The 23,739-nt window shown below is 44.7% G+C and carries 20 protein-coding genes; 11 read left to right on the top strand and 9 right to left on the bottom strand.

What is annotated here, in order from left to right; genetic code table 11:
* Positions 1–2: 2 nt before the first annotated feature.
* The 3 genes from FHW88_RS17350 to FHW88_RS17340 all read right to left on the bottom strand — a co-directional run bounded on the left by FHW88_RS17350 (position 3) and on the right by FHW88_RS17340 (position 2,270).
* Complete coding sequence (locus FHW88_RS17350) at positions 3–908, bottom strand: TatD family hydrolase (RefSeq protein ID WP_223266247.1); 906 nt, start codon at positions 906–908, stop codon at positions 3–5.
* Between the two features lie 90 nt (positions 909–998).
* Positions 999–1,871: an EboA domain-containing protein gene (locus tag FHW88_RS17345; RefSeq protein WP_176627207.1), complete on the bottom strand. Its 873-nt coding sequence runs from the start codon at positions 1,869–1,871 to the stop codon at positions 999–1,001.
* A gap of 36 nt (positions 1,872–1,907) precedes the next feature.
* A complete protein-coding gene (locus tag FHW88_RS17340; RefSeq protein ID WP_176627205.1) occupies positions 1,908–2,270 on the bottom strand; it encodes a transmembrane 220 family protein in 363 nt (120 codons plus the stop codon).
* Positions 2,271–2,645: 375 nt separating this feature from the next.
* Here FHW88_RS17340 and FHW88_RS17335 point away from each other — a divergent pair, with 375 nt between their 5' ends.
* Positions 2,646–4,016 carry an alpha-L-fucosidase gene (locus FHW88_RS17335; protein WP_176627204.1) on the top strand — a complete coding sequence of 457 codons (1,371 nt, stop codon included), beginning with the start codon at positions 2,646–2,648 and terminating at the stop codon, positions 4,014–4,016.
* Positions 4,017–4,104: 88 nt separating this feature from the next.
* Here FHW88_RS17335 and FHW88_RS17330 read toward each other — a convergent pair whose 3' ends face one another.
* Both FHW88_RS17330 and FHW88_RS17325 read right to left on the bottom strand, forming a co-directional pair.
* Positions 4,105–5,631 carry a gluconokinase gene (locus tag FHW88_RS17330; protein ID WP_176627202.1) on the bottom strand — a complete coding sequence of 509 codons (1,527 nt, stop codon included), beginning with the start codon at positions 5,629–5,631 and terminating at the stop codon, positions 4,105–4,107.
* A gap of 25 nt (positions 5,632–5,656) precedes the next feature.
* A complete protein-coding gene (locus FHW88_RS17325; RefSeq protein WP_176627201.1) occupies positions 5,657–6,523 on the bottom strand; it encodes an AraC family transcriptional regulator in 867 nt (288 codons plus the stop codon).
* Between the two features lie 247 nt (positions 6,524–6,770).
* Here FHW88_RS17325 and FHW88_RS17320 point away from each other — a divergent pair, with 247 nt between their 5' ends.
* From FHW88_RS17320 to FHW88_RS17285, 8 genes are all read left to right on the top strand, one after another.
* A complete protein-coding gene (locus FHW88_RS17320) occupies positions 6,771–7,724 on the top strand; it encodes an RraA family protein (RefSeq protein ID WP_176627199.1) in 954 nt (317 codons plus the stop codon).
* 24 nt (positions 7,725–7,748) lie between these two features.
* Complete coding sequence (locus FHW88_RS17315) at positions 7,749–9,032, top strand: mandelate racemase/muconate lactonizing enzyme family protein (protein ID WP_176627197.1); 1,284 nt, start codon at positions 7,749–7,751, stop codon at positions 9,030–9,032.
* A gap of 12 nt (positions 9,033–9,044) precedes the next feature.
* Positions 9,045–10,166, top strand: a complete 1,122-nt coding sequence (locus tag FHW88_RS17310; RefSeq protein WP_090526258.1) for a bile acid:sodium symporter family protein — start codon at positions 9,045–9,047, stop codon at positions 10,164–10,166.
* A gap of 324 nt (positions 10,167–10,490) precedes the next feature.
* A complete protein-coding gene (locus FHW88_RS17305) occupies positions 10,491–11,327 on the top strand; it encodes a fumarylacetoacetate hydrolase family protein (RefSeq protein WP_176627195.1) in 837 nt (278 codons plus the stop codon).
* 50 nt (positions 11,328–11,377) lie between these two features.
* A complete protein-coding gene (locus tag FHW88_RS17300) occupies positions 11,378–13,093 on the top strand; it encodes an IlvD/Edd family dehydratase (protein ID WP_176627193.1) in 1,716 nt (571 codons plus the stop codon).
* 16 nt (positions 13,094–13,109) lie between these two features.
* The gene (locus FHW88_RS17295; protein ID WP_176627191.1) at positions 13,110–14,426 is read left to right on the top strand and encodes a gluconate:H+ symporter; all 1,317 of its coding nucleotides are present in this window, start codon (positions 13,110–13,112) and stop codon (positions 14,424–14,426) included.
* Between the two features lie 186 nt (positions 14,427–14,612).
* Positions 14,613–17,771: a SusC/RagA family TonB-linked outer membrane protein gene (locus FHW88_RS17290; protein ID WP_176627189.1), complete on the top strand. Its 3,159-nt coding sequence runs from the start codon at positions 14,613–14,615 to the stop codon at positions 17,769–17,771.
* Between the two features lie 12 nt (positions 17,772–17,783).
* Positions 17,784–19,295 (top strand): SusD/RagB family nutrient-binding outer membrane lipoprotein, encoded by a 1,512-nt coding sequence (locus tag FHW88_RS17285; protein WP_176627187.1) that lies wholly within the window; start codon positions 17,784–17,786, stop codon positions 19,293–19,295.
* A 344-nt stretch (positions 19,296–19,639) separates the two neighbouring features.
* On the opposite strand, the gene FHW88_RS17280 is transcribed toward FHW88_RS17285, so the two are convergent.
* Positions 19,640–20,359, bottom strand: a complete 720-nt coding sequence (locus FHW88_RS17280; RefSeq protein WP_176627185.1) for a Crp/Fnr family transcriptional regulator — start codon at positions 20,357–20,359, stop codon at positions 19,640–19,642.
* Between the two features lie 176 nt (positions 20,360–20,535).
* On the opposite strand from FHW88_RS17280, the gene FHW88_RS17275 reads away from it, so the two are divergent.
* Positions 20,536–20,961: a DUF983 domain-containing protein gene (locus FHW88_RS17275; protein ID WP_176627183.1), complete on the top strand. Its 426-nt coding sequence runs from the start codon at positions 20,536–20,538 to the stop codon at positions 20,959–20,961.
* Positions 20,961–22,673: a SulP family inorganic anion transporter gene (locus FHW88_RS17270; RefSeq protein WP_255485359.1), complete on the top strand. Its 1,713-nt coding sequence runs from the start codon at positions 20,961–20,963 to the stop codon at positions 22,671–22,673. The genes FHW88_RS17275 and FHW88_RS17270 overlap by 1 nt, the downstream gene beginning before the upstream one ends.
* A gap of 8 nt (positions 22,674–22,681) precedes the next feature.
* On the opposite strand, the gene FHW88_RS17265 is transcribed toward FHW88_RS17270, so the two are convergent.
* The 3 genes from FHW88_RS17265 to gcvH all read right to left on the bottom strand — a co-directional run bounded on the left by FHW88_RS17265 (position 22,682) and on the right by gcvH (position 23,670).
* A complete protein-coding gene (locus FHW88_RS17265) occupies positions 22,682–22,918 on the bottom strand; it encodes a hypothetical protein (protein WP_090526096.1) in 237 nt (78 codons plus the stop codon).
* A gap of 91 nt (positions 22,919–23,009) precedes the next feature.
* Positions 23,010–23,189, bottom strand: a complete 180-nt coding sequence (locus FHW88_RS17260) for a histone H1 (RefSeq protein ID WP_090526095.1) — start codon at positions 23,187–23,189, stop codon at positions 23,010–23,012.
* A 100-nt stretch (positions 23,190–23,289) separates the two neighbouring features.
* Entirely contained in the window at positions 23,290–23,670 is a 381-nt protein-coding gene (gcvH, locus tag FHW88_RS17255) for a glycine cleavage system protein GcvH (RefSeq protein WP_129570020.1), read from the bottom strand.
* Between the last annotated feature and the right edge of the window lie 69 nt (positions 23,671–23,739).

Raw genomic sequence — 23,739 nt, 5'->3', positions numbered from 1 at the left:
GATTAGCTAATGATGATGGATGATTTATCGATTCTCGGTTGCTGGCCGCCTCGCAATATACTGTTACCTTCAAATTTTACGCTTTGATCAACGTTCCTCACCGTGGCGAAATCAGTTTCATCGAGCTGTCCGCTTTGAGCAAAAGCGGTAATTGCGTTACCGTAGGTGATCAATTGGATATCTTTGTCACTGATACCGCGTATTTTCATTAGTGCAGCGGTTTTCGGCACAGCCAGGGGATCGCTGATGCCCCAATCAGCAGCCGAATTGACCATGATCCGCTCCGGGCCATATTGTCTGGCGATTTCAACCATGCGCTCATTACCCATTTTGGTGAAGGGATAAATCGTGAATGCAGCCCAAAAACCCCGGTCAAGGACCTCTTTAACGGTCTCCTCGTTGTTATGATCAATGATGACCTTATAAGGATCAATGCCATGTTCTATCGCGATGTCCATACTACGGCGTGTGCCGTTTTTCTTGTCGCGGTGCGGCGTGTGGACCTGTACCGGCAGGCCGGCTTCCCTGGCCAGTTCCAGTTGCAAGCGGTAATATTTTTCTTCAGCCGCTGTTTGATCGTCGAAACCTATTTCACCGATACCCACAACTCCCTCTTTATAAGCAAACAGCGGAAGTATTTCCATCACCTGTTCTGCAAGGCTTTCATTGTTTGCCTCGCGGGAGTTAAGCCCTATGGTGCAATAATGTTTAATGCCAAACTGCGATGAGCGAAATCTTTCCCAGCCAACCAGGCTGCTGTAATAATCGCGAAAGCTGTCAATGCCCGTCCGGGGCTGTCCCAGCCAGAAAGCCGGTTCTATCAGCCCAACCACGCCCGCATCAGCCATAGCCTGGTAGTCATCAGTTGTACGGGATGTCATATGTACATGCGGGTCAAAAAAACGCATACCTTTTATGGCCGTTATATCAAATGACTCTGGTTTTTCGCCGGGTATTTGCTCTCTGTTTTCAAAATTGCTGCAACACATATCCCAAAATTAATTTTTTGTATCGTTAATAAATTCGTTCCAACTCGTTTTTCTGCCCGCCGCCATCTTTAAATGATCAACTTTCAACAATTCTTTTGCTGGCTGAAAGCTGCTTTCGGCAATAGCTAATGCCACCGCTTCCCTTTCAAGTTCGCTTACACCCGGTAATCCTTCCTTGATGTCCTGCAGTATCGTGTTATCCATAAAGCGAGTTATTAATCGCCAAAGCATAGGATCAGTACTCCGGCCGGCTGACCAGCGCTCTCGCGCGTAATCAATCAATGTATGTGCAAGGCTGGCATTGGCACGCTGGTCCAATCCCGTGATCAGTTCCAGCTTTTTTTCGGTGAAAAGTGCCTTTAGCACCATTTGGTTCCAAGCCGGCTCGGGCAGGTTTTCCGCAGGGTAAGGGTTGCGATACATGATCGCTTCGAGCACAACGCCTAGATTACTGCGGTTACCTTCCGTACAGCGTTGTACCCATATCGGGGCGTAAGCAAGCAGAGGCAAAGCCGAATATAAAGCCACCAATTCGTTCATTTCAGCAGCCAAAAATAGGTTTTCGATATTGCGTTGATAACGCTCCTTATCGGTGGTATCAAGCGTTAACAACAGCCATACCCTGGCAAGCCTGTCAACCGACCATCCTGCGATCGAAAAATCTTTACGGATAGCCGATAAATCAGCTTCATTTTCAGGACCGGCATTGACCGGCGCTTTTCCCGTCTTACGCGGCAAAGCGGCGAAGGCAGCGTTAAATGCTGCAGCAGATGCAGCATGGGCTCCCTGGGCCAGCAGCCAGTCTTTTGCATCCGGGCTTACATGCCTTGCAATGAGATCTGTGAGCAGGGGCTTAAATTTTTCTATATCATAAGTGAACATATCTTCAAATCATCAGGGTTGACCGATCTGTGTTGCTCAGGCCGCGATATAATTGATGAGCAATGCGCCGGCAATGATCAGCAAGCCAAAGAACTCCCTCGTTTTTTCTATATAAGGCTTGTTTGCCTGCATCGTTTCTACCAAACTTGGCCTGTTATATTTCGTTATCCAGTCGCGGACACCATCTTTAGAAAAATAAATGATACCTGCGTGAACAAGGTATATCGCGATCAGGCATAGATACAACTTCGGATAAACCAGGTGAAAAACTACCAGGCCGCAACATACAGCCGCGCTAAGGTATATTGGTACCCAAAGCCATGGATCGACATCGTTCAGGTTAAGGTAAGCGAAAACCAGGAAAGAAAGACAGAAAATGATATTTATAATAGCAATCATATTGAACAGATCGGAGCCAGGCAAATTAATAAATGTAATGTAATCTAAGGCTCATATATCAATATATATTTTCTTATGCTTGACAACTTCATTTTCTATTTGAGATGGGCAATGGTTTTGCATTGTAACCAGGCAAAAACGCTTACATATCGGAAGTGATGAGTTTTTGCAGAGCCGGAAGGGACGCCGGCAGGAGGTCGTTTTTGTATAAAATAAAGTCTGGTTTAGATAATTCAGCACCGCCGACTTTAATTAATTTAGCGTGGCGTATACCTTAATTATTAAACCGTCCTGAAAAACGTAGGGTTTATTATAATACAAAAGGTTTAAACCATCGCTATTTGCCTGAATTGTTACTGTTTGAAAACCCTAATTATGTTTAACCGAAAGACCACGATCAAGGCAGCTTGTTTGCTGCTAACACTATTGAGCCATTCTTTTGTGGTAAAGAGCCAGCAAATGAGCGACGCAGAAAGAAAATCAATGGAAAAAGGTAAGGTGTACCCTGCATTAAAGGGTGCAGGGCAGGGTGTATCGGGCCCAGGTTCTAATCTTCCGCCCGAAAAGATGCAATGGTGGGAGGATCAGAAATTTGGGATGTTCATACATTGGGGCTTATATGCAATTCCAGCCACGGGTGAATGGACCATGTTTAACCAAAAGATACCGGCTGAGGAATATGCCAGGTTAGCTGATCAGTTTAATCCAAAACATTTTAGCGCCACAGAGTGGGCTAAAGTAGCCAAGGAGGCAGGTATGAAGTATATGGTAATGGTTAGCCGCCATCATGATGGCTTTGCCCTTTGGAACAGCCCCTCAAGTTACCGGCATTTTGATAGCTGGGAAACTGCCGCTCACCGTGATTTTGTAAAAGAGTATACTGATGCGTGCCGTAAAGCTGGCCTCTATGTAGGCATTTATTATTCCCCTCTGGATTGGCGTTTTCCTGGTTATTTCGACCCCAAAGGGCTTCCTGACAACGCTGCCTTGCTCAAAAAACAAACATATGGGCAGGTAGAGGAGCTAATGAAGAATTACGGCAAAATAGATATTTTGTGGTATGATGGCGGCTGGCTGGCGCATAAAGGTACCGATGCCGACGCAGCCTGGTTTTGGGAACCATTAAAACTTAATGCTATGGTACGTAGCTACAACCCGGATGTGGTCATTAATCCAAGATCAGGAATGGTGGGAGATTTCCAGACCGACGAAGGTGGCGCGGATGTTAAAGGACCTATTATTCCCTTCCCATGGGAAAAATGCTTGAACCTTAATGAAACCAGTTGGGGATACAATAAGGCTCAGCGATTGATGCCGCTGAAAAAGATTATAAACATGCTTGTTAATACCGTTGACCGCGGTGGAAATATGTTATTAAATGTTGGGCCGGATCCGGACGGTGTTATTCCCCCTGCTCATGTGGATCGCCTGAGAGAAGTGGGGCAGTGGTTAGCAAAAAATGGCGAGAGCATATATCAAACGCGTCCGGGACCTTTTCAACCTGTTGATGATTTCTACGGGGCCACAAGTAGAGGTGATAAAATATATATCCACGTGCTGAAAATGCCGGCGGGAGATACTGTCATCAAATTACCGCCTGTTAAACAAACTATTACACGTTGCAGGGTACTGCATGGTAAAAAAGTTAAATTTCATCAAGATTCAACGGGTATTAATCTTGACTTAGCCACAGTAAAAATCGATTCACTGGTAACCACTTTGGAGTTAAAAACTAAAGATAACTAACTGTTTCAAATATCCTAAAGTTGAGCTAAAACCGGGGCTGTAAAATAAACTGTGTCAATCCCAGCGCGGCCCCGGCCACCTTGTTAATTTATTGACTATACCGTTGTTGCAAATCAGAAATAGCGTCAAATTCATCAGCGACTTTTGTTATCAAACTTTCAAATACTTTAAAATATTGGGCATACACCTTGTGGTTTTCCGCGTTGGGCAAATAGGTTTGATGCATGGTTACCGTTTTGGAGGCTTCTTCTAAAGAGGGATAAATGCCCATCTCGGTCGCGCTTAGCAGGAACGCACCTTTGCCTATGCTGTCCGCATGGTTAAGTGTGCTTACGGGTTTATTAAACAGGTCGGCTATAATTTGAGTGCAAAAGGGTATAGACGCGAAACTGCCGTTGACAGACAGGCTTTCGATATGACGGTGCTTTTCCAGCGTACGGCCAATACTGTACATCTCATATAAGATACCTTCAATGGTGGCCCGTATAAAGTGTTTGCGCTCGTGCCTGATGTTAACGCCAAAATAACACCCCCTTGAATTGGGGTTCCAGATAGGCGCCCGTTCGCCGTGCAAAAAGGGAAGGAAGATCAAACCGCCCGAGCCGACTTCGACACCCGCAGCTTCCTCTATCAGCATTTCCATTGATTGATCGATATCAAAAGCCTCCCGAAAATCACCAAATTGTTTCGCAAACCAATTGAATATAACGCCACCGTTACTTGTAGGCCCCCCGGTGATGATATGCTTCTCGGTAAGCAGGTAGTTGAAAATCTGCTGTTTGGGGTCTTCTATTATTTTATCGCCAATGATCCGGAACGCGCCGCTATCTTCAATGGTAATAGTAGCCATACTGTTTTCCCAAACGCCTGCGCCCAGTGTAGCCAGGCAACCATCACTTGATCCAATCAGGATTTTAACCGTTGGCGACAGTTTTAAAACCCTTTGATATTCTTTTTTCAGCGTTACCCCCGAATAGAAAACCGGGTGCAGATCCGGAAGCTCCTGTGGTGTTATGCCGGCAAACTCCAACGCAGCCTCATCCCAGGTTAATTTATGAATATTCATCAGGCCTGTTGCAGATGCTATACTGTAATCTATCACACAGTCTCCTGTTAGTTGTTGAATGATATAGCTCTTTATAGGCATAAACTTTTGTGCCTGTTTGAATTTTTCGGGTTCGTGGTTTTTCATCCAGGCAATTTTAATTAACGACGACATCGGGTGGATGGGAGTGCCGGTAGCCTTGTAGATCTCCTCGCCGAGGCTGCTTTGTTTAAGCTCTGCGGCCTCTTTTTTGCCCCGGTTATCCGCCCAGGTGATAGCATTGCCCAATGGTATGCCATCCTTATCTACTGCCAGCAAACTATGCATTGACGAGCCAAAGCAAATACAGGTTACAATATATTTTTTAGGGTAGATCTTTTCATTAAGAAGATTTTTCAAAATATAAAGCATTGTAATAAACATCTGCTCAGGGTCTTGTTCGCTATGGTCGGGTTGTTCATGAAAGGTGGGATAATGCCCCTTAGACGAACTGATTAAGTTACCGGAAAGATCAAAGGCGAAGACCTTTACTGCGTCTGTGCCCATTTCTATGATGATAATACAATTCATGACGTATAACTGATGATCTGGTGTTTTATTTTTTTCTGAACTCGCTTGGGGTGTACCCGGTAAGTTTTTTAAAGGTTGTAGAAAAATGCTGAGACGAATAAAACCCTGTGCTCAGTGCTATGTCGGTAACATTTATCTCGTTTTTTTTAAGCAGTTTGGTGGCTTCGGTTATCCTGATGTTGATTAAATAATTCAGAGGTGAAAAGCCGGAGTAGTTTTTTACTTTTTCGGTAAATGCTGTAGTCCCCATGCCGATTAGCGCAGCCATTTCTTCCACCGTCCATTGATGGGCAAGGTTTTGCCGCAACGTTTGCTCCAGCTTCAGGAATGTTTGAGGGAAGTCTCTCCTGGAATTGTTTTGCCTGATCAATTGCCGGCTCACCAACACAAAAAGCTCGTCGAGCAGCTGGTTTACACGTGTGTAAAAGCCTACTTCCTCATTTTGTAATTCAAGTTGTAAATTATGCATTAAAACCTGCGCTTCTTTCAGTTTCAAAACAAGCTGTTGCTTATTTACAAGCAAAATCTGGTTGATGGATAGTTTTTCCTTTTTAGTAAGCCCGCTCCATTTACCCAGCAAAATCTTTCCACAATCTTCGGCAGAGATCTTTAACCCAAACAGAGCGCCGATATTTAATATTCCCGTTTCGCCGCCAATGCGTTGCCCGGGCAATACTAAGGCAAAATCGCCCGGGTATAAGGTATGTTGTTGTAAGTCAATCATCCAGCTGAATTTTCCCTCTAAAATATAATACAGGCAAATGCAGTCCGTAACGTTACTGTTAAAGGAGTTGAGTTGGATAGTATTGTTCTTTTTGTGGGTAAACTCCAGAATATGCGGAAAATGCATAAGTTCTTTAGATATGCCCTGCTGAAGTATCAATTGATTCATTCAGTATAATAATTGGTATACGTTGCTGCCGCCTCTGTACTGCAACGGTTATCGGGCATCCAACAGGGGGCGCCCATTGAAAGCAAGTTTACACATTACAAAACTAAAATTTGTATAAAAACCAACGCTGTTTTTTAATGGTATTTTCCGGGTTAAATATTATGATACTTTGTAAGTATTATAACCAGTTACAACCAACACCAAAGCCGCTACTCCCCTTAATAGTGTGCGTTTTAAATTTATTACGATGAGAAAATGTTTTCTTCTTTGCCGTATTGCGGGTATTGCATTGCTGCAATGCTGTTTGTTTTTTCATCACGCCTTCGCGCAACAAATATCCAGGGACGAGTTGCTTTTCCTTACTCCGGAATGGAAGGGTGAGCGCTTTGCCGACGGGCGTCCGAAGGTATCCGACAATATTTTGGCCCGGATGAAGCACGTTAGTATTGAAGAAGCCTGGGCCGTTTTAAAAAACGCAGGCTACGGCTACCAACTCACCGAAAACTGGCTGGTAATAAACCCGGATAGCGTTTTGGTTGGCCGCGCGGTAACCGCGGTTTTCATGCCTGCGCGCCCCGATGTATGGAAAGCTATTGACGACAGGGGCAAAACCCAGGGAAAAAAAGGGCAAAACACCTGGCCGGTAGACCTGCTGGTAAAAGGCGATGTGTACGTGGCCGATCAGTTTGGGGCTCATAAAAACGGGCCTACCATTGGCGATAACGTCGGTAACGCTATCTACGCGAAAACCGGTAACGGTATAGTTTATAACGGCGCGGTGAGGGATCTGCGGGGATTAAAAGAGATAGGCGGCTTTACATCCTTTGTAGAAAGCTATGATCCATCGTACCATAACCCGCCCGGCGACCTGAACACCATGATTGTCGGGATCAATCAGCCTACCAGGATCAAGCAGGCTACCGTAATGCCCGGAGATGTGGTTTTGGGTGAGAATGGCGTAGTCATATTTATCCCGCCGCACCTGGCCGAAAAGGTAGTGACCACCTCCGAAGTGGTGAGGTTACGGGATATGTTTGGCCACCTGCGGTTAAAAGAAGGTAAATACACAGCCGGGCAAATAGACGCCCGCTGGAGCCCGGATATCGAAAAAGATTTTTCAGCATGGCTTAACGAGCATATTAACGAATTGCCGGTACCTAAAGAGCAGATCCAAAATATCCTGAAAAACCGGACCTGGTAAATAAATCTATCCTAAATATAAAATATGTCAAACTATCAAAACAGGCGCAGCTTTCTTTCGAAAACTGTATTAGCCGGTGCAGCCGTACTGGCAGGACCATTAAATAAAACATTTGGGCAGGGGTTAATAGATGCCAAAGAGCGTACCCCGCAGGCATCATCCCCATCCGACCTTAAAATTACAGAAGTTAAGTGTGCCTACGCGGGCGGCGGGCTTTTTGTAAAAATATATACCAACCAGGGCATCTGGGGTTCGGGCGAAGGGGTTGATGCCATAGCGGGAACGTATTACCTGGTTAAACGGTTGGAATGGATGCTGAAAGGCCGAAGCCCCTTAAACCCAAACCGGATAGCGGAGGAGATCAGGAAAGCTCATTTTTTTGCCGGGGCGCAGTCAGGTATGTTTGTCGCAGTGCTTACTGCGGTTGAGGCAGCCCTTTGGGATTTGACAGGTAAAGCTTTGGGTTTACCAGTTTACCAGTTATTAGGCGGCAAATATCGCGATAAATGCCGTGTTTATTGTGATACGGAATTATACACAGCCACAAACCCTGTGCCTGATGATTATGCAAAGGCTGCCCGCGGGGCGGTTAACCGCGGATACACTGCCGTGAAATTTGATATTGACGATGCCCGTGACCCCAATAAATTTGACCGCTATAACTGGACAGCCAGTAACGCCGAACTCGACAGGATGTATAATGCCATAGCAGCAGTGAGGAAAGAGGTTGGGCCAAACATTGATATATGCGTGGATATGCACGGCCGTTACGATGCTACAACCGGCCGCAGGGTTGCAAAAATGATGGAACCCCTTAACTTAATGTGGTTGGAAGAACCGGTACCTGCAGATAATATTGATGTGTACAAAACTATAACCCAGGAAACCAGCACACCTATTTGTGCCGGGGAAAATTTTTACCTGGCTTACGGTTATACGAGGCTGCTTTCGGAAGCCGGAATTGATATTGTAATGCCCGATCTTCAAAAATGCGGCGGGCTGGGCGAGGGGCAGCGGATAGCCAACCTTGCCAACTTATATTATGTGCCGTTTTCGCCGCACATGGTAGGATCTTTCCTGGGGGCTATGGCAACCGCGCATGTTTGTGCCTCGGTACCCAATTTCCATATCCTGGAATGGCAAACGTTGAGCGATACCGAGCCAAAATGGAAGGAAATAGTACAATACGATAAACCCTTTATTGAGAAAGGTTTCCTGGTGCTATCTGACAAGCCCGGAGTGGGTGTTGAGATCAACGAGGAAGGGTTGAAGAAATACGCGATGCCCGGAGTCCCTTTCTTTGCTTGATCAATGCCGGGTATGAATACTTTTTTCAAAGTCACTATCACGTTAACCATCGCTGCGTTTGCCGCTGTACTTATTGTGATACCTAAAGGCCTTGGATACACAGGGCCTTATGTACTTGCCTTTTTTGTACTGCTTGCAGTAAGCCTCTGTGCTTCGCCAAAAACCAAAAGCTTTGCTTATACGGTATTGATTTTTGGCGCGGCGGCCATGGCGCTTTATTATCCTGGTTTTTTTATCAGTTATGGCAATTTTAAATATGCCACACTTATTATCCCGCTAATACAGCTCATCATGTTTGGTATGGGCACTTCCATGCATTACCAGGATTTTCTCGGCGTGTTAAAGTCGCCCGGAGGAATCATCATAGGGGTGGTGAGCCATTTTATTATAATGCCCTTACTTGGCTTCAGCATCGCGACACTGAGCGTAAAATTAGCCGGAATGCCTGCCGAGATAGCGGCCGGCATTATACTGATCGGTTGTTGCCCTAACGGCATGGCATCCAATGTGGTATCCTATCTGGCGAGGGCAAACCTGGCGCTCTCGGTTACTATAACCAGCATTTCCACCATGCTATCGCCGGTATTGACACCATTTTCAATGAATTTACTTGCTGGTCCGCTTATTAAAATAGACCCCTGGTTAATGGTGGTGGATATTTTTAAAATGGTCATGATACCTATTGCTTTGGGTGTGCTGTTTTCTTCAATAGCCAAAAAACGCAGCACATGGCTAAAAAGGATAATGCCCATAATATCCATGGGAGGCATTATCTGCATCATTATTATTATAACAGCTGCCGGGAGAGAAAGCCTGCTTAAAGTTGGCCTGCTACTGGCATTTTTGGTATTGCTGCATAATATTGGCGGCTATTTACTTGGCTTTTGGTCGGCTAAGGCATTTGGAATGGAAGAACGTGACTGCCGCACCATCGCTATAGAAGTAGGGATGCAAAATGGGGGGATGGCTGCTGGACTTGCCAAAGCGATGGGCAAAATCGCTACGCTGGGCCTTGCCCCGGTCATCTTTTCAACTTTCATGAATATTACGGGTTCTTTGCTGGCGTCTTACTGGCACAAAAGAAAGCCCGGTCCGGCGCACAAGGCTACTTTGCACAATCCTGCTGAGAACTAAGAAGCTGTTTAAAAACGAATGAAATGAATGTTTTTTGTAGAGGCGCATCACATGCGTCTCCCGTAGGACAAGCCGTGCTCAATAGGCGAGCATGCGGAAGACGCATGTGATGCGCCTCTACATTTGGAAATCATCGTTTTTAAACAGCCCCTAAGATGCCAGCGGTTTCCGCTAAGTTTTTTGTGCAAAAATCAACGCTGTGTTTTTTTGGAAGCTTAAGCGATTTGCTTTAGCATTCTTTGTACATAACCAAGTAACCGATTTGTTACATTTTTTTGATAACGAAATAACTGCCGCATAAACGCCGGACAGCAATAAATAGCTATGCATATATTTAAAACCAACGATAAAGTTATTGTAAAATACGCCGGTCTGTTATACAGTTCGCCGGATTGGAACTGGGACAGTTTTATAAACCGTGAAACGCTGCACAGCGAAGTTTTAAAAGATCTCCAAAACATTTCAGCCAACCCGTTGCTGGCCCATGATCTGGAACAATTATGTACTCCCATTGCCAGTCAGGAGATCTGGGCGTCGGGCGTCACTTATCTGCGCAGTAAAGATGCCCGGATGGAAGAATCTAAAGATGCAGGTGGAGGTGATTTCTATGCAAGGGTTTACAATGCCGAACGTCCTGAGATATTTTTTAAATCATCTGCATCCCGTGCGGTTGGCCCCGGCGGAACGGTTCGCATCCGGAAAGATTCGGAATGGAACGTTCCGGAGCCCGAGTTGGTATTGTTCATTTGCAGCGCGGGGACTATTGAGGGTTATATGATTGGCAATGACATGTCCTCAAGAGATATCGAAGGAGAAAATCCCTTATATCTTCCTCAGGCTAAATCATACGACGGAGCCGCCGCGGTTGGCCCGTGTCTTTATGTGCCGGGGACAGCTATCCCGCCTGACACCGAAATTCAAATTGAAATAGTGAGAGATAATGTTCAGGTATTTGCCGACACCATATTGATCAGCAGGATGAAGCGTACGCACCGGGAGCTCGCCGGTTACCTGTTTATGGAGACGTCATTTCCAGCGGGTGCATACCTGATGACCGGTACCGGTATAGTGCCCCCGGATTCTTTCACACTTAACTACGGCGATGTAATAAGTATTACAATAAGCAATATAGGAACACTTACAAACCTGGTGGGCAAATAATTGCATCAGGGCAACGATATCAATTAAATAAAATTATAAAAGAAAATAAAATGTCACAGTTCAGAAGTGCCGATTGGTTTGGAAAAACAGGTAAAATGGGGTTCTTATACAGGAGCTGGATGAAAAACCAGGGTATGCCTACCGACCTTTTCGACGGAAGACCGGTCATCGGGATCTGTAATACATGGTCGGAACTAACCCCTTGCAATGCACATTTACGGGACCTTGCCGAAGCGGTTAAGCGCGGGGTTTATGAGGCCGGCGGTTTCCCGGTAGAGTTCCCGATCATGTCCTTAGGCGAAACTTTGCTAAAACCAACCGCTATGCTGTTCAGGAACCTGGCCAGTATGGACGCGGAAGAATCAATTCGCGGCAACCCGATAGATGGCGTGGTATTGCTGACCGGCTGCGACAAAACTACACCATCTACCATGATGGGAGCGGCCAGTGTAGGCTTACCTACCATCGTAGTGCCGGGCGGGCCAATGCTCAACGGTAAATATCGCGGCGCTGATATCGGATCGGGCACAGCGGTATGGAAGCTGACCGACGACCTCAAAACCGGTAAAATAACCAGCGATGAATACCTTGCTGCTGAAAGCTGCATGTCAAGAAGTGCAGGCCATTGTATGACGATGGGTACCGCGTCTACTATGGCTTGTATGGTTGAGTCGCTTGGCATGTGCCTTTCGCAGGCCGCTGCTACCCCGGCGGTCGACTCCAGGAAAAAAGTACTGGCACAGCTATCCGGCAGGCGTATCGTTGAAATGGTAAAGGAAGGTTTAACGATATCAAAAGTTCTTACACGTGCCGCTTTCGAAAACGCTATTAAAGTAAACGCGGCAATAGGAGGGTCAACCAATTTCATTATACACCTTACAGCAATTGCCGGGCGTATCGGGGTTGACTTATGCCTCGACGATTTTGACAGGCTGGGCAGCAAAATACCTTTGTTACTCAACCTCATGCCTTCCGGAAAATACCTGATGGAAGATTTTTACTATGCAGGCGGTCTGCCGGTGATATTGAAAGAGCTTAGCAATGAGCTAGATATGGACGCGATAACGGTAACAGGTAAATCGCATGCGGAAAATATAAAAGACGATGCTATATGCTACAATAAGGACGTTATCGCCGCTTATGAGGATCCAATCATTGCTGAAGCAGGCATAGCCGTTTTAAAAGGAAACCTGGCCGTTAACGGTGCGGTTATCAAGCCGTCGGCGGCAACGCCAGCACTAATGCAGCATACCGGCAGGGCGGTGGTTTTTGAAACTATCGAAGACTATCACGCCAGGGTTGATGACCCGCAGCTTGATATTGACGAAACCTGCGTGATGGTGCTTAAAAATGTTGGGCCGGTAGGTTATCCCGGCATGCCCGAAGTTGGCAACATGGTGCTGCCCAAAAAACTGCTGGATAAAGGTATTACGGATATGGTAAGGATCTCCGACGGACGGATGAGCGGTACCGCATACGGTACGGTTGTGCTCCATGTTTCACCGGAGTCCGCCATCGGCGGTAACCTGGCGCTGGTTGAAAACGGGGACCTGATATGCCTCGATGTACCGGCCAAAAAAATAGAGTTGCTTGTAGATGAAGTTGAACTGCAAAGACGGCGGTTGTTATGGCAAAAACCTGCTTATCATACCGATAGGGGGTACGTATCTATGTATCAGCGCCATGTGCAGCAAGCCGATAAAGGAGCCGATCTGGATTTCCTGGTTGGAAATTCAGGATCTGTTGTAACCCGCGATTCGCATTAAATTAACCTGATTGTAAATGACAATATTAATACTGATCCTTTGTATTTTATTGCTTATAGCGCTGATAACATGGGCAAAAGTGAATGCTTTTCTTGCCTTTATTATCGTAGCACTGTTGGCGGGCTGCTTTTTCGGTATGCCATTTACAGCGGTTATCGTATCCATAAATAAAGGACTGGGCGATACCTTAGGTTCGGTAGCGATCATTATTGTATTAGGTGCTATGCTGGGTAAGTTGGTTGCCGAAAGCGGTGCCGCACAGCGGATAGCCCATTTCATGCATGATTTATTTGGTGCTAAATATGTAAGCTATGCTATGGCCCTTACAGGCTTTATTGTGGGCATCCCTTTGTATTATAATGTCGGGTTTATACTCTTGGTGCCTATCATTTTTTCGGTTGCTTCCAGTTATCGTTTGCCGCTGTTGTATGTAGGTATGCCTATGCTCACGGCGCTATCTGTAATGCACGGCTTTTTACCACCTCATCCTTCGCCAATGACACTCATCAGCGTTTTTCATGCCGATGTAGTAAAAACATTTGGCTATGGGCTGATCATCGCTGTTCCTGCTATCGTAATTGCGGGACCGATGTTCTCGGCCACCCTTAAAAAAATTGGGCCTAACGGTTTGCAATTTACCCATAGTTCGGCCGCCTTGCCTGTTCATGAACTACCGGGTATTGTTAACAGCATACTGTCATCTCTTTTACCTGTGGTATTGATTTGCCTGGCCCATTTGCTGCCTGTGCTTTTTAGGGATAATCCTTTGATAAAGAGTTTATCTGAATGGCTCGCCGAACCAATTATAGCCATACTGATCACCGCAATTATAAGTACGTATACGCTTGGTTTGCGTAAAGGCAGGTCATTGGCAAAAATAATGGATGGGTATGTGTGTGCAGTAAAAGATATAGCCATGGTATTGCTCATCATTGGCAGCGCGGGTGCACTGAAGCAAGTATTTGTAGATAGCCACTTAAGCAATACCCTTGCCGGTATGCTGGTTAGCAGCACCATGCATCCCTTGTTGTTGGCGTGGCTGGCGACGGCTTGTTTACGAATTTGCCTCGGCTCGGCTACAGTGGCTGGCGTAACCGCCGCGGGCGTGTTGTTTCCGATAGCTCATCATGCGGGCGTAAATACCAATTTACTGGTGCTGGCTATCGGAGCGGGTAGCTTGTTTGGCTCGCACGTAAACGATACAGCTTTTTGGCTATGCAAAGAATATTTCGGGTTATCAGTAAAGGAAACACTTCGCTCATGGACGGTGATGGAAAGCATGGTAGCTGTAATAGGGCTTGTCGGCGTCTTATCGTTAGACTGTTTACTATAAATAGATTATACCGGTACACGTACTATAAACCAATTTTAAACCAAAACCCTGCATAACATGAAGAAAAAGCGATACTAAAATGAAAAGCGGCTTTTAAAGTTACCGCCCCGAGAAGCTCTTTCACAACCACCAATTTTGAGAAAGAAGTTAAAGTAAGATTTGCCAATTTGAATTAACCCTAAAATTATGGAAAAAGAAATCAAAGTATCAGGAATGATGCTGTCCATTGCAATAAGTGTTCTTTTTACACTTATGATTGCAGGGCATGTGCAGGCGGAAAGCGCCGTCGCAGCCCGAACCAACCCCGAAGTGGGGGTACAAATAGTTACCGGTAAAGTGACCGACGAAAAAGGCGGCCCGCTTATCGGCGTTAGCGTAAGCGAAAAAGGAACAAAAAATGGTGTTTTAACCGACGCGAACGGTAATTACAAGATCCAGGTATCTGCCGATAACGCGGTATTGTTATTCAGCTATGTAGGCTATAACCCCAAAACCGAGCCCCTCAACGGGCGTAGTACGCTGAACGTTACGCTTGAACCAAAATCAACCAATATCAGCGAGATTGTAGTAACAGCTTTAGGCATAAAGCGCGAATCTAAAAAATTAGGTTATGCGGCAGAAAACGTCCGCGTAGGCGAAATAACAACTAACCGTTCAACAAACTTTGTTAATTCCCTTGAGGGAAAAGTTGCCGGTTTAGATATATCTCCACCGGCAAGCGGCCCGGGAGGCAGTACTAAAATCAGGTTGCGCGGGCAGTCCGCATTCCAGGGTGATAATGCACCGTTGATCGTATTAAACGGCCTTCCTTTATCGCAAAGCCCGTCAAGTACCAACGGTTACACCCAATCGGTGGATTTGGGCGATAATATGCAGCAGATCAACCCGGACGACATCGAGTCGATGACTGTATTAAAAGGAGCTACAGCCGCGGCACTTTACGGTTCAAGGGCAAGTAACGGCGCGTTGATCATCACTACCAAAAGCGGTAATAAAAACGGCGGGATAGGTATTGAGTTTACCTCCAACTTTACCCAAAACAAGGCACTGGATTTTACCGATTTTCAGTATGAGTACGGACAGGGCGAAAACAATGTACGCCCTAAAACACAGGGCCAGGCCCAAAGTTCCGGTGCGTGGAGTTTCGGTGAAAAATTTGATAATGCACCTACCTACCAGTTTGATGGAGTACAACGCCCTTATGCACCAGAAAGAAATCGTATAAGCAAATTTTTCAGACTGGCCAATGCATGGACTAATACTATTGCGTTTTCGGGCGGTAATGATAAAGGGAGCTTCAGGTTTTCTTATTCAAATCAGGATGCACAAGGCATAATACCGAATAATGATTATCACAAAAAGATATTCAATCTTGGGTTAAACTACAATTTTACCCCCAAGTTGTCTGCCCAAATTTATGTGAATTACGACCACGAGAATAATAATAACCCTCCGGTAATTGGTATTCAGGGCTCATCGGTTACTAATTACATGTACCGTTATAGTAACTCGGTTAGTTTGGATGTATTAAAAGCCGCCGCCATTGATGCCAACGGCAACGAAACGCCTACATCTCGTTTCACCACGCTTACCAATCCGTATTGGATTATGCAAAAGCAATTTACAAAGCAAACTAAAGATCATCTTTTAGGTACTGCGACCCTGCGATACCAATTTTTTGACTGGCTTTATTTGCAGGGTCGTGTAAATATGGAATACAGTCCATCTTACTACGAACAAAATTCGCCAACAGGTACTTTAGCAAATGCGGCTGCACCGGTTGGCCTTTATAATGGTAGTTATAACTCAAATGATAATACCTATCGTGCGCTTAACGCCGACTTCTTATTAGGCGGCGGCCACAAATGGGGACCCTTTTCTTTTGATGCCACGGTAGGAGGAAATACATTCCCCTCCTCATCACAAGGATATACTGTCACCGCTACAAATTTCTACGTGAGGGATTTTTATACCCTTGGAAATGGCGTAACCAACACATCTGCCTTCGCGGTTTCCAAATCAACAGTAAACTCGCTTTATGGCACCGCCGAGTTTGGCTATAAATCTTATTTGTTTTTAAATGTAACCGGCCGTAACGACTGGTTCTCGGTGCTAAGCCCTGAACATAACCATTATTTTTATCCATCCGTAAGCGGCAGCTTTGTTTTTTCGGAGTTTTTAAAGAACCCGCCTTCATGGCTCACCTTTGGAAAGATCAGGGCGACTTATGCTAACGTAGGTAGTGCTAACGGTATTAACCCGTACAGCAATTCGCTTACGTTCACGCTTTCACAAAACGCGTTTAATGGTGTTCCGCTGGGAAGTATCAGCAACGTTACTACGCCAAATCAGGCAATTAAACCATATAGCGTAAAAGAAAAGGAAATAGGGCTTGAACTGCGTATGTTCAATAGCCGGGTAAACCTGGATATAGCCGCGTATGATAAGCATACTACCAACCAGATTTTAAGTGTGGCTATTTCCAACGCGTCTGGTTATACCGGTACCATCGTAAACCTTGGCGAGTTACAAAACCGGGGTATGGAGTTTTTGCTGGAGTTAGTACCTATCAGGAAACCAAATTTTAGTTGGCGTTCAGCATTTAATACAGCTATAAATACCTCTAAAGTTTTGGCGCTGGCAAATGGTCAAAAACAATTGACACTGGGTGCAGGGGAGTTTTTCGGCTCCATTGTTGACCAGGTTGGTCTTCCGTTAAACCAGATCCAGGGTTCAACCTATCGCAGAGATTCCAATGGCAAGATCATCGTATCAGGCGGTAAACCAGTGGCAAGTACATCTCCTGCACTTTTTGGCAGCGCATTGCCTAAAGCTACAGGTGGTTGGGTAAATACATTTACTTACAAAAGGTTTACCCTGATGGCGCATATCGATTATAAAAAAGGTGGTAAAATATTGTCAAGTTCTAACCTGAATTTCCTGAGAGAAGGTTTGTCAAAAGAGTCGCTGGTGGGTAGGGAAGGAGGCGTAAAGTTTGACGCGGTGAATGCCGATGGCACACCTAACACAACAGCAGTAAATGCTGAGGACTTTTATGCCAATTATCGCTCACAGGGTATCCTGGATCCTTTCGTTTATAAATCGGACTTCATTAAGTTGAGAAACCTTTCAGTTAGCTATGATTTTTCGAAAATGATGAAAACCAAATTTATTAAAGGGCTTGTGCTTTCTGCAGTGTGCCACAACGTGCTTATCATCAAAAAATACACACCTAATATCGATCCGGAGGCTATCTCATCAAGCGGTGATATTTTAACCGGTTACGAACAAAGTTCGCTGCCTACCACGCGGACTTATGGGTTTAACCTAAACGTCAAATTTTAAAAGAGTACGATCATGAAAAAATATATAAAGATCATATTGTCGGCCGCCTGCCTGTTTGGCGCTACAGGTTGCGATAAAGGGTTCAGAGAGTTAAATGTCAATCCAAATAACACTACCAGTCTCGACCCGGTGTTTTTGTTTTCCAACGCGGAAGTTTTAACGTATGCGGCATTAATGGAAACTGAGCCAACGGTTGTTCAGCAGTTTATTGATCCTTTTGGTGGCGTTACCTCGGCATTTAACTTCAACGTATTAAATCAAACATATACGGTAATGCGGTGGAATAACGCTTATCCAAACACCATAAAATTTCTTGAGCATATCCTGCCGGATATCAAAGGCAACGCTTCCCGGTCTAATTTGTATAATGAAACCAGGATATGGCGGGCTTATAATTACATGATGCTGGTTGATACTTATGGCGATGTGCCATACAGCCAGGCTGGCCAGGCTTACCTCAATTCTGCTTTTCTGCCTAAATACGATAAGCAACAGGATATCTATGCTGATCTGGTAAACGAACTCACCACGGCCACCGCAGCGTTAGACCCAGCGAAGGACCTTGTTAAGGGAGATGTGTTTTATGGAGGAGATATTACGCAATGGAAACGCCTGGGTTATTCACTTTTGCTTCGGATAGGCATGCGATATTCTAAAATAGACCCGGGCAAGGCAAAAACTATTGTTCAGGCAGCTGTTACCGGAGGAGTGATGCAATCTAATGCCGATAACTGTTACCTGAAATACAACAATACCTATCCTAACCTGGTTACCCAGCAAATTCAACAGCTAACCAATACTTATTATTTGGCCGAGCCTTTTATAACGCAATTAAAATCCACGGGTGATCCAAGGCTGAAGTACATCTCGGCTATGTACGCCGACCCCGGAAAAGCATTGTCCCTCGCGCCCGATACTGCATCAGCCAACCAGTTTGGTTTGCCGATAGGTTATGACAGCGGTACGTTGCCATCAGCGCCCGGATTTCGCGGTGTGAGCGGATCAGGGTTCAAATATTCGCAGGTAAATTACAGCGTATTTGGTAAAATAACCGCTCCGCAGTTCTTTGTAACCTATGCCCAAACGCAGTTGTTACTGGCCGAGGCGGCTTTTAAGGGATATATAGCAGGTACGGCAAGTACTTATTATAATAACGGTGTAAAGGCGGCCATGGATCAATTTACTACCTACGATGCTACTGCTGTCATCAGCAGCGATGCACAAAACGCCTATTTAAATAACCCGGCAATTGCATATTCTGATGCCAATGCCCTGAAACTGATCAATACACAATACTGGATAACTTCGTTTGGAAACGGTGCAGAAACATGGGCTAATTTCAGGAGGAGCGGTTTCCCGGCATTAGCGCCAAACACATATCCCGGCAGGCAAATCAAAGGCAGCTTTGTACGCAGGTACACCTACCCGCAAACGGAAGCGGCCATTAATGCCGATAACTACAGAGCGGCGGTGGCCAGCATGGGTGCGGATGACCTGGATACCCCTGTGTTTTGGGATAAATAAATTATCCCTGATTAATTACACTTCACTACCCCGGTGGCATTTGGCGCCGGGGTATCATTAAGGGGGCTACAAAACCTTGTGGGTTGCTGAAGTAACTGTTCACTCACGAGTGTTCAACTTTTAAAAGTGTGAACAGTTGATATTTTTTCAAAATAAATTGCCATTGATAATCAATTACTTAAGGTTTAATTAAAATCTAATAAATCTTAAATTGAACAGATTGTTGTTGATAATCAATTAGTTGTGAAATTGCATTTTAATTGATTGAACACCTGTTTTTTAAAAATTGAACACTGACAAGATATTGTCATTAATTCCTCGCTGATGCAATTGCGCCTGCGTAACTACGGGTTCCCAAATCCGTAGTTCGATTTTTTAACTAAGCGTTTAATGTCTTTGATCCATATCTTCCGGCCGTCGGTTTCCAGTACGCCTTCCTCTTTAAATTCTTTTAACAAGCGGATCACATTTTCCTGCGCTATCCCTGCCATGCCGGCCAGGTCCATTCTTGAGATATTGAGAATAACATCTTTTTCACCTGATCCTTCCCCTTTAAATTTTTCCCTCAAAATGATCAGCGAAATAGCGAGGCGTTCAGATGCTGTTCTCTGAGAGATCACGGAAATACTATTGGCCAATACACTAAATTCATGGCTCAATGATTTTAATAAGCGCCGCATGAAAAGCGGCGATCTGTCCAGAATGGTTAAAAAGTCCTCTTTAGGGATAAAACTGATCAGGCAGTCTTCCAATGCAGCCGCAGAATCAGGGCAACGCTCTTCCGCCAAAATCGCGTGATACCCTATTAATTCGCCTTTATTAGCTACATATATGATCTGCTCCCGGCCATTCCGGTCAACTTTGTATTTTTTTATTTTTCCCTGGTGAATAAAATAGATACCGGAAGGAACAATGCCTTCCTTGAAGATGATTTCTCCTTTTTGATATTTCTGCGCGCCTTGCCGGGAGATTAAAAAGTTATAATCTTCTTCGGAAAGTGTATTAAGAACAGATTGTGTTGTGAATTCCCACTTATCAATTGGAAAAATTCCGGATAAACTCATATTACAAATATATAAATTTAATGAAGCCGATGTTATTGACTGGTATGCCCTGTATGACCGGAGAAACCGCAGGGCGTATATTAAGCGCGGGCTTGCCGTCTAAAACTGATAAATATCAGTTTGTTTGCTGATGTCATACCATATCAGGCCTTTATTATAAGCATAGCTTTGTATTAATGGTAAGAACATCAAAATCATGGGCGATGCTCCATGCAAAATGCCCGCGCTGCCGCAGGGGCAATATGTTCGAAGGAGCAGCATATCGTTTGGGTTCCAACAAGATCAACCTGAATTGCCCGCATTGTCAGATGATCTTCGAGATCGAGCCCGGCTATTTTTATGCGGCGATGTATATCAGCTACGCGATGAATGTAGCAGAGGGAGGCATCTTGTGGGTCGCCACTTTCCTGATAACCCAAAATAACGATTCGCCATGGTTATATCTCAGTACCATTCTCGGTGGTTTGTTCTTGCTTGCACCTTTGAATTTCAGGTATTCCCGTGTAATATTGCTTTACTGGCTATCTCCCAAGGTACATTATCATCCCGAACTTGATATTGAAATGCCGGTGGACGGGAATAAATTTAAATGGTTTCAATAATGAACAAGATGATGAATTTGTTCAGGCCCAAGCTGATTGACACCCTTAAAGGTTACACCCCCGCGCAATTTTATAAAGATGTTGTTGCCGGAGTAATTGTAGGTGTTGTTGCTTTGCCCCTGGCCATAGCTTTTGCCATTGCTTCGGGCGTATCCCCCGAAAAAGGAATTTTTACGGCTATCATTGCGGGGGCAATTATATCCGCTTTGGGAGGCAGCAAGGTACAGATAGGAGGGCCCACAGGCGCGTTTATCGTTGTTGTTTACGGGATCGTTCAGCAGTTCGGTGTGAGCGGATTGGTTATTGCCACATTTATTGCCGGGATCATTTTGATTATTATGGGGGTAGCTAAATTGGGTAATACTATCAAATACATTCCCTATCCGTTGGTCATTGGTTTTACCACCGGGATCGCGGTCATCATTTTTTCTTCAGAAGTTAAAGACTTTTTGGGGTTGAAAATGGGAAATGTCCCTGCTGATTTTATCAGTAAATGGATCGGCTATAGCCGGCACCTGTCTTCACTGAACCTTTATGCCTTGCTCATCGGGGTTTTTACCTTACTGGTTGTTTTGCTATGGCCCAGGGTAACCCGGAAAGTTCCCGGTTCGCTGATCGCAATTGTCATAAGCACACTGCTTGTCCGGTATTTCCATCTTCCGGTAGAAACTATTGGCAGCCGTTTTGGAGTGATCACTGCTGCTTTACCGCACCCGGTCATGCCAGATGTAAGCCTGGAAACCATCAGGCAGTTGATCAGGCCTGCTTTTACCATCGCTTTGCTGTGCAGTATTGAGTCTTTACTATCAGCGGTTGTGGCAGATGGCATGACCGGCGGAAATCACCGGTCTAATACAGAGCTCATTGCACAGGGAGTGGCCAATATCTGTTCATCTGTTTTAGGGGGAATTCCGGCCACCGGCGCAATAGCAAGAACGGCTACCAATATTAAAAATGGCGGAAGTACACCCGTAGCTGGGATCATACATGCCATTACCTTACTTCTTATTATGCTTTTTATAGGCAAATGGGCAGCACTGATCCCCATGGCAACACTTGCAGGTATATTGGTGGTGGTGGCCTGGAATATGAGCGAACTGGGGAATTTTATAGACGTATTTAAAGGCTCAAAAAGTGATGCTTCCGTTTTGGTGATCACCTTCGGCCTCACCATATTGGTAGACCTGACCGTAGCTATTGAAATTGGGATAATTGTTGCCGCTTTCCTTTTTATGCGCAAAATGATGCAGTCCAGTTCTGTACAGCAAACCATTTTGTCTCCGGATCAATTATCTGATGATGAATTTAATCAATCAGTTATCCCCAAAGGGGTTGACGTTTTTGAGATCAATGGGCCTTTGTTCTTTGGTGCGGCCTATAAATTTAAAGATACGATGAAAGTGCTGGAAAAACCCGCCCGGGTATTGATTATCCGGATGGGTAATGTACCCGTCATTGATGCAACCGGTATCAGGGTATTAAGGGATGTTCATCAGGAAATAAAAAAGAAAGGAACTAAACTTATCCTGTCGGAGGCAAACAGCGAACAGGTAACAGGAGCGTTAAAAAAGACGCGTTTATTATTTCAAATCGGGAAAGGCAATGTCCGGGACACATTTGAAAAAGCATTAAAACGGGCAGATGAAGTTTTATCAGACACCGACCTCTCAAAAAAAACTATGCAGGTTAATAAAGGCTTTGATCTGTTATAATCCTGGTATTAAATAGGGTAACGCAAGATCACCGCTCTGCTTATGGCCAGCACCAATCCCTGATCAAGAGGGCGATCTTTATCCGGATCTTTTTCGATCCATAGTTTATTTAAACCTAGAATAAAGGTGTAACTTTTAGCATCTAAAAGAATCTCGAGGGTATGGTTCTTTTTACTCGGGGCAGCAATGATATAATAAATAAAATCATGCTGCTGATAAGTAACACGTAAAGGAAATCCGATCATATATCAAAAAGAATGATTTGTCAGGCTGTTATTGATAAAATAAACCAGGTCAAAGGTTGACCAGGTTTATTTTCCCAAAACAGTTCTTAAACTATTGTTGATTGTTTTTCTTTTCTGTTATTTCTTTACGGATATCTGTTGCCATAACTTTTAATTGCTGCATAGCATTTCTAACCCTGGTTCCTGCAGCTTTGTTGCCTTTTTCGTAAAAGCTGAACATGTCTTTCTCTATGGCATCTATCAAATCTTTTGCCGCTTTAAATTTTTCCATTGTGTTTTGTGTTAAATAAATAATGTGTTTGATTTTGTTTTTTAGCCAGTAAGGTTAAATATTTGGCTTAATACCGTCAAAATGGTATCAACGCAGAGGATTAGTTACCTCCGATCTGTGCCAGGTATTGTTCTGCCGTCAACAGCGACTCGCGGTCGTCTGCTAAGCTTACCAGCACTTTGATCATCCAGCATCCATAAGGGTCCTGGTTCACCAGCTCGGGGTTAGTTTCAAGCAAAGGATTAACCGCTATTACTTTACCATTTACCGGCATAAAAAGATCTGATACTGTTTTTACCGCTTCAACTGTGCCAAATATGGCCTCTTTAGCAATGATCTTGTTCAGGCATGGGATATCAACATAAACGATATCACCTAATTCCTTTTGTGCAAAATCGGTGATACCGATCAGTGCATGGTCTTGCTCGAAGCTGATCCATTCATGGTCTTTGGTGTAAAATAAATGTTCGGGGTAATTCATGATTTTTATTTTTTATCGTTCAATAATTATTTAATAAATATTGCCGCGTTTATCAGCCTGATTTTGATG

The organism is Mucilaginibacter sp. SG538B, assembly GCF_013376065.1.
In the GTDB taxonomy this organism is placed as follows: domain Bacteria; phylum Bacteroidota; class Bacteroidia; order Sphingobacteriales; family Sphingobacteriaceae; genus Mucilaginibacter; species Mucilaginibacter rubeus.
The sequence above is the reverse complement of the archived record's forward strand: the minus strand, read 5'-3'. Positions and strand labels throughout refer to the sequence as shown.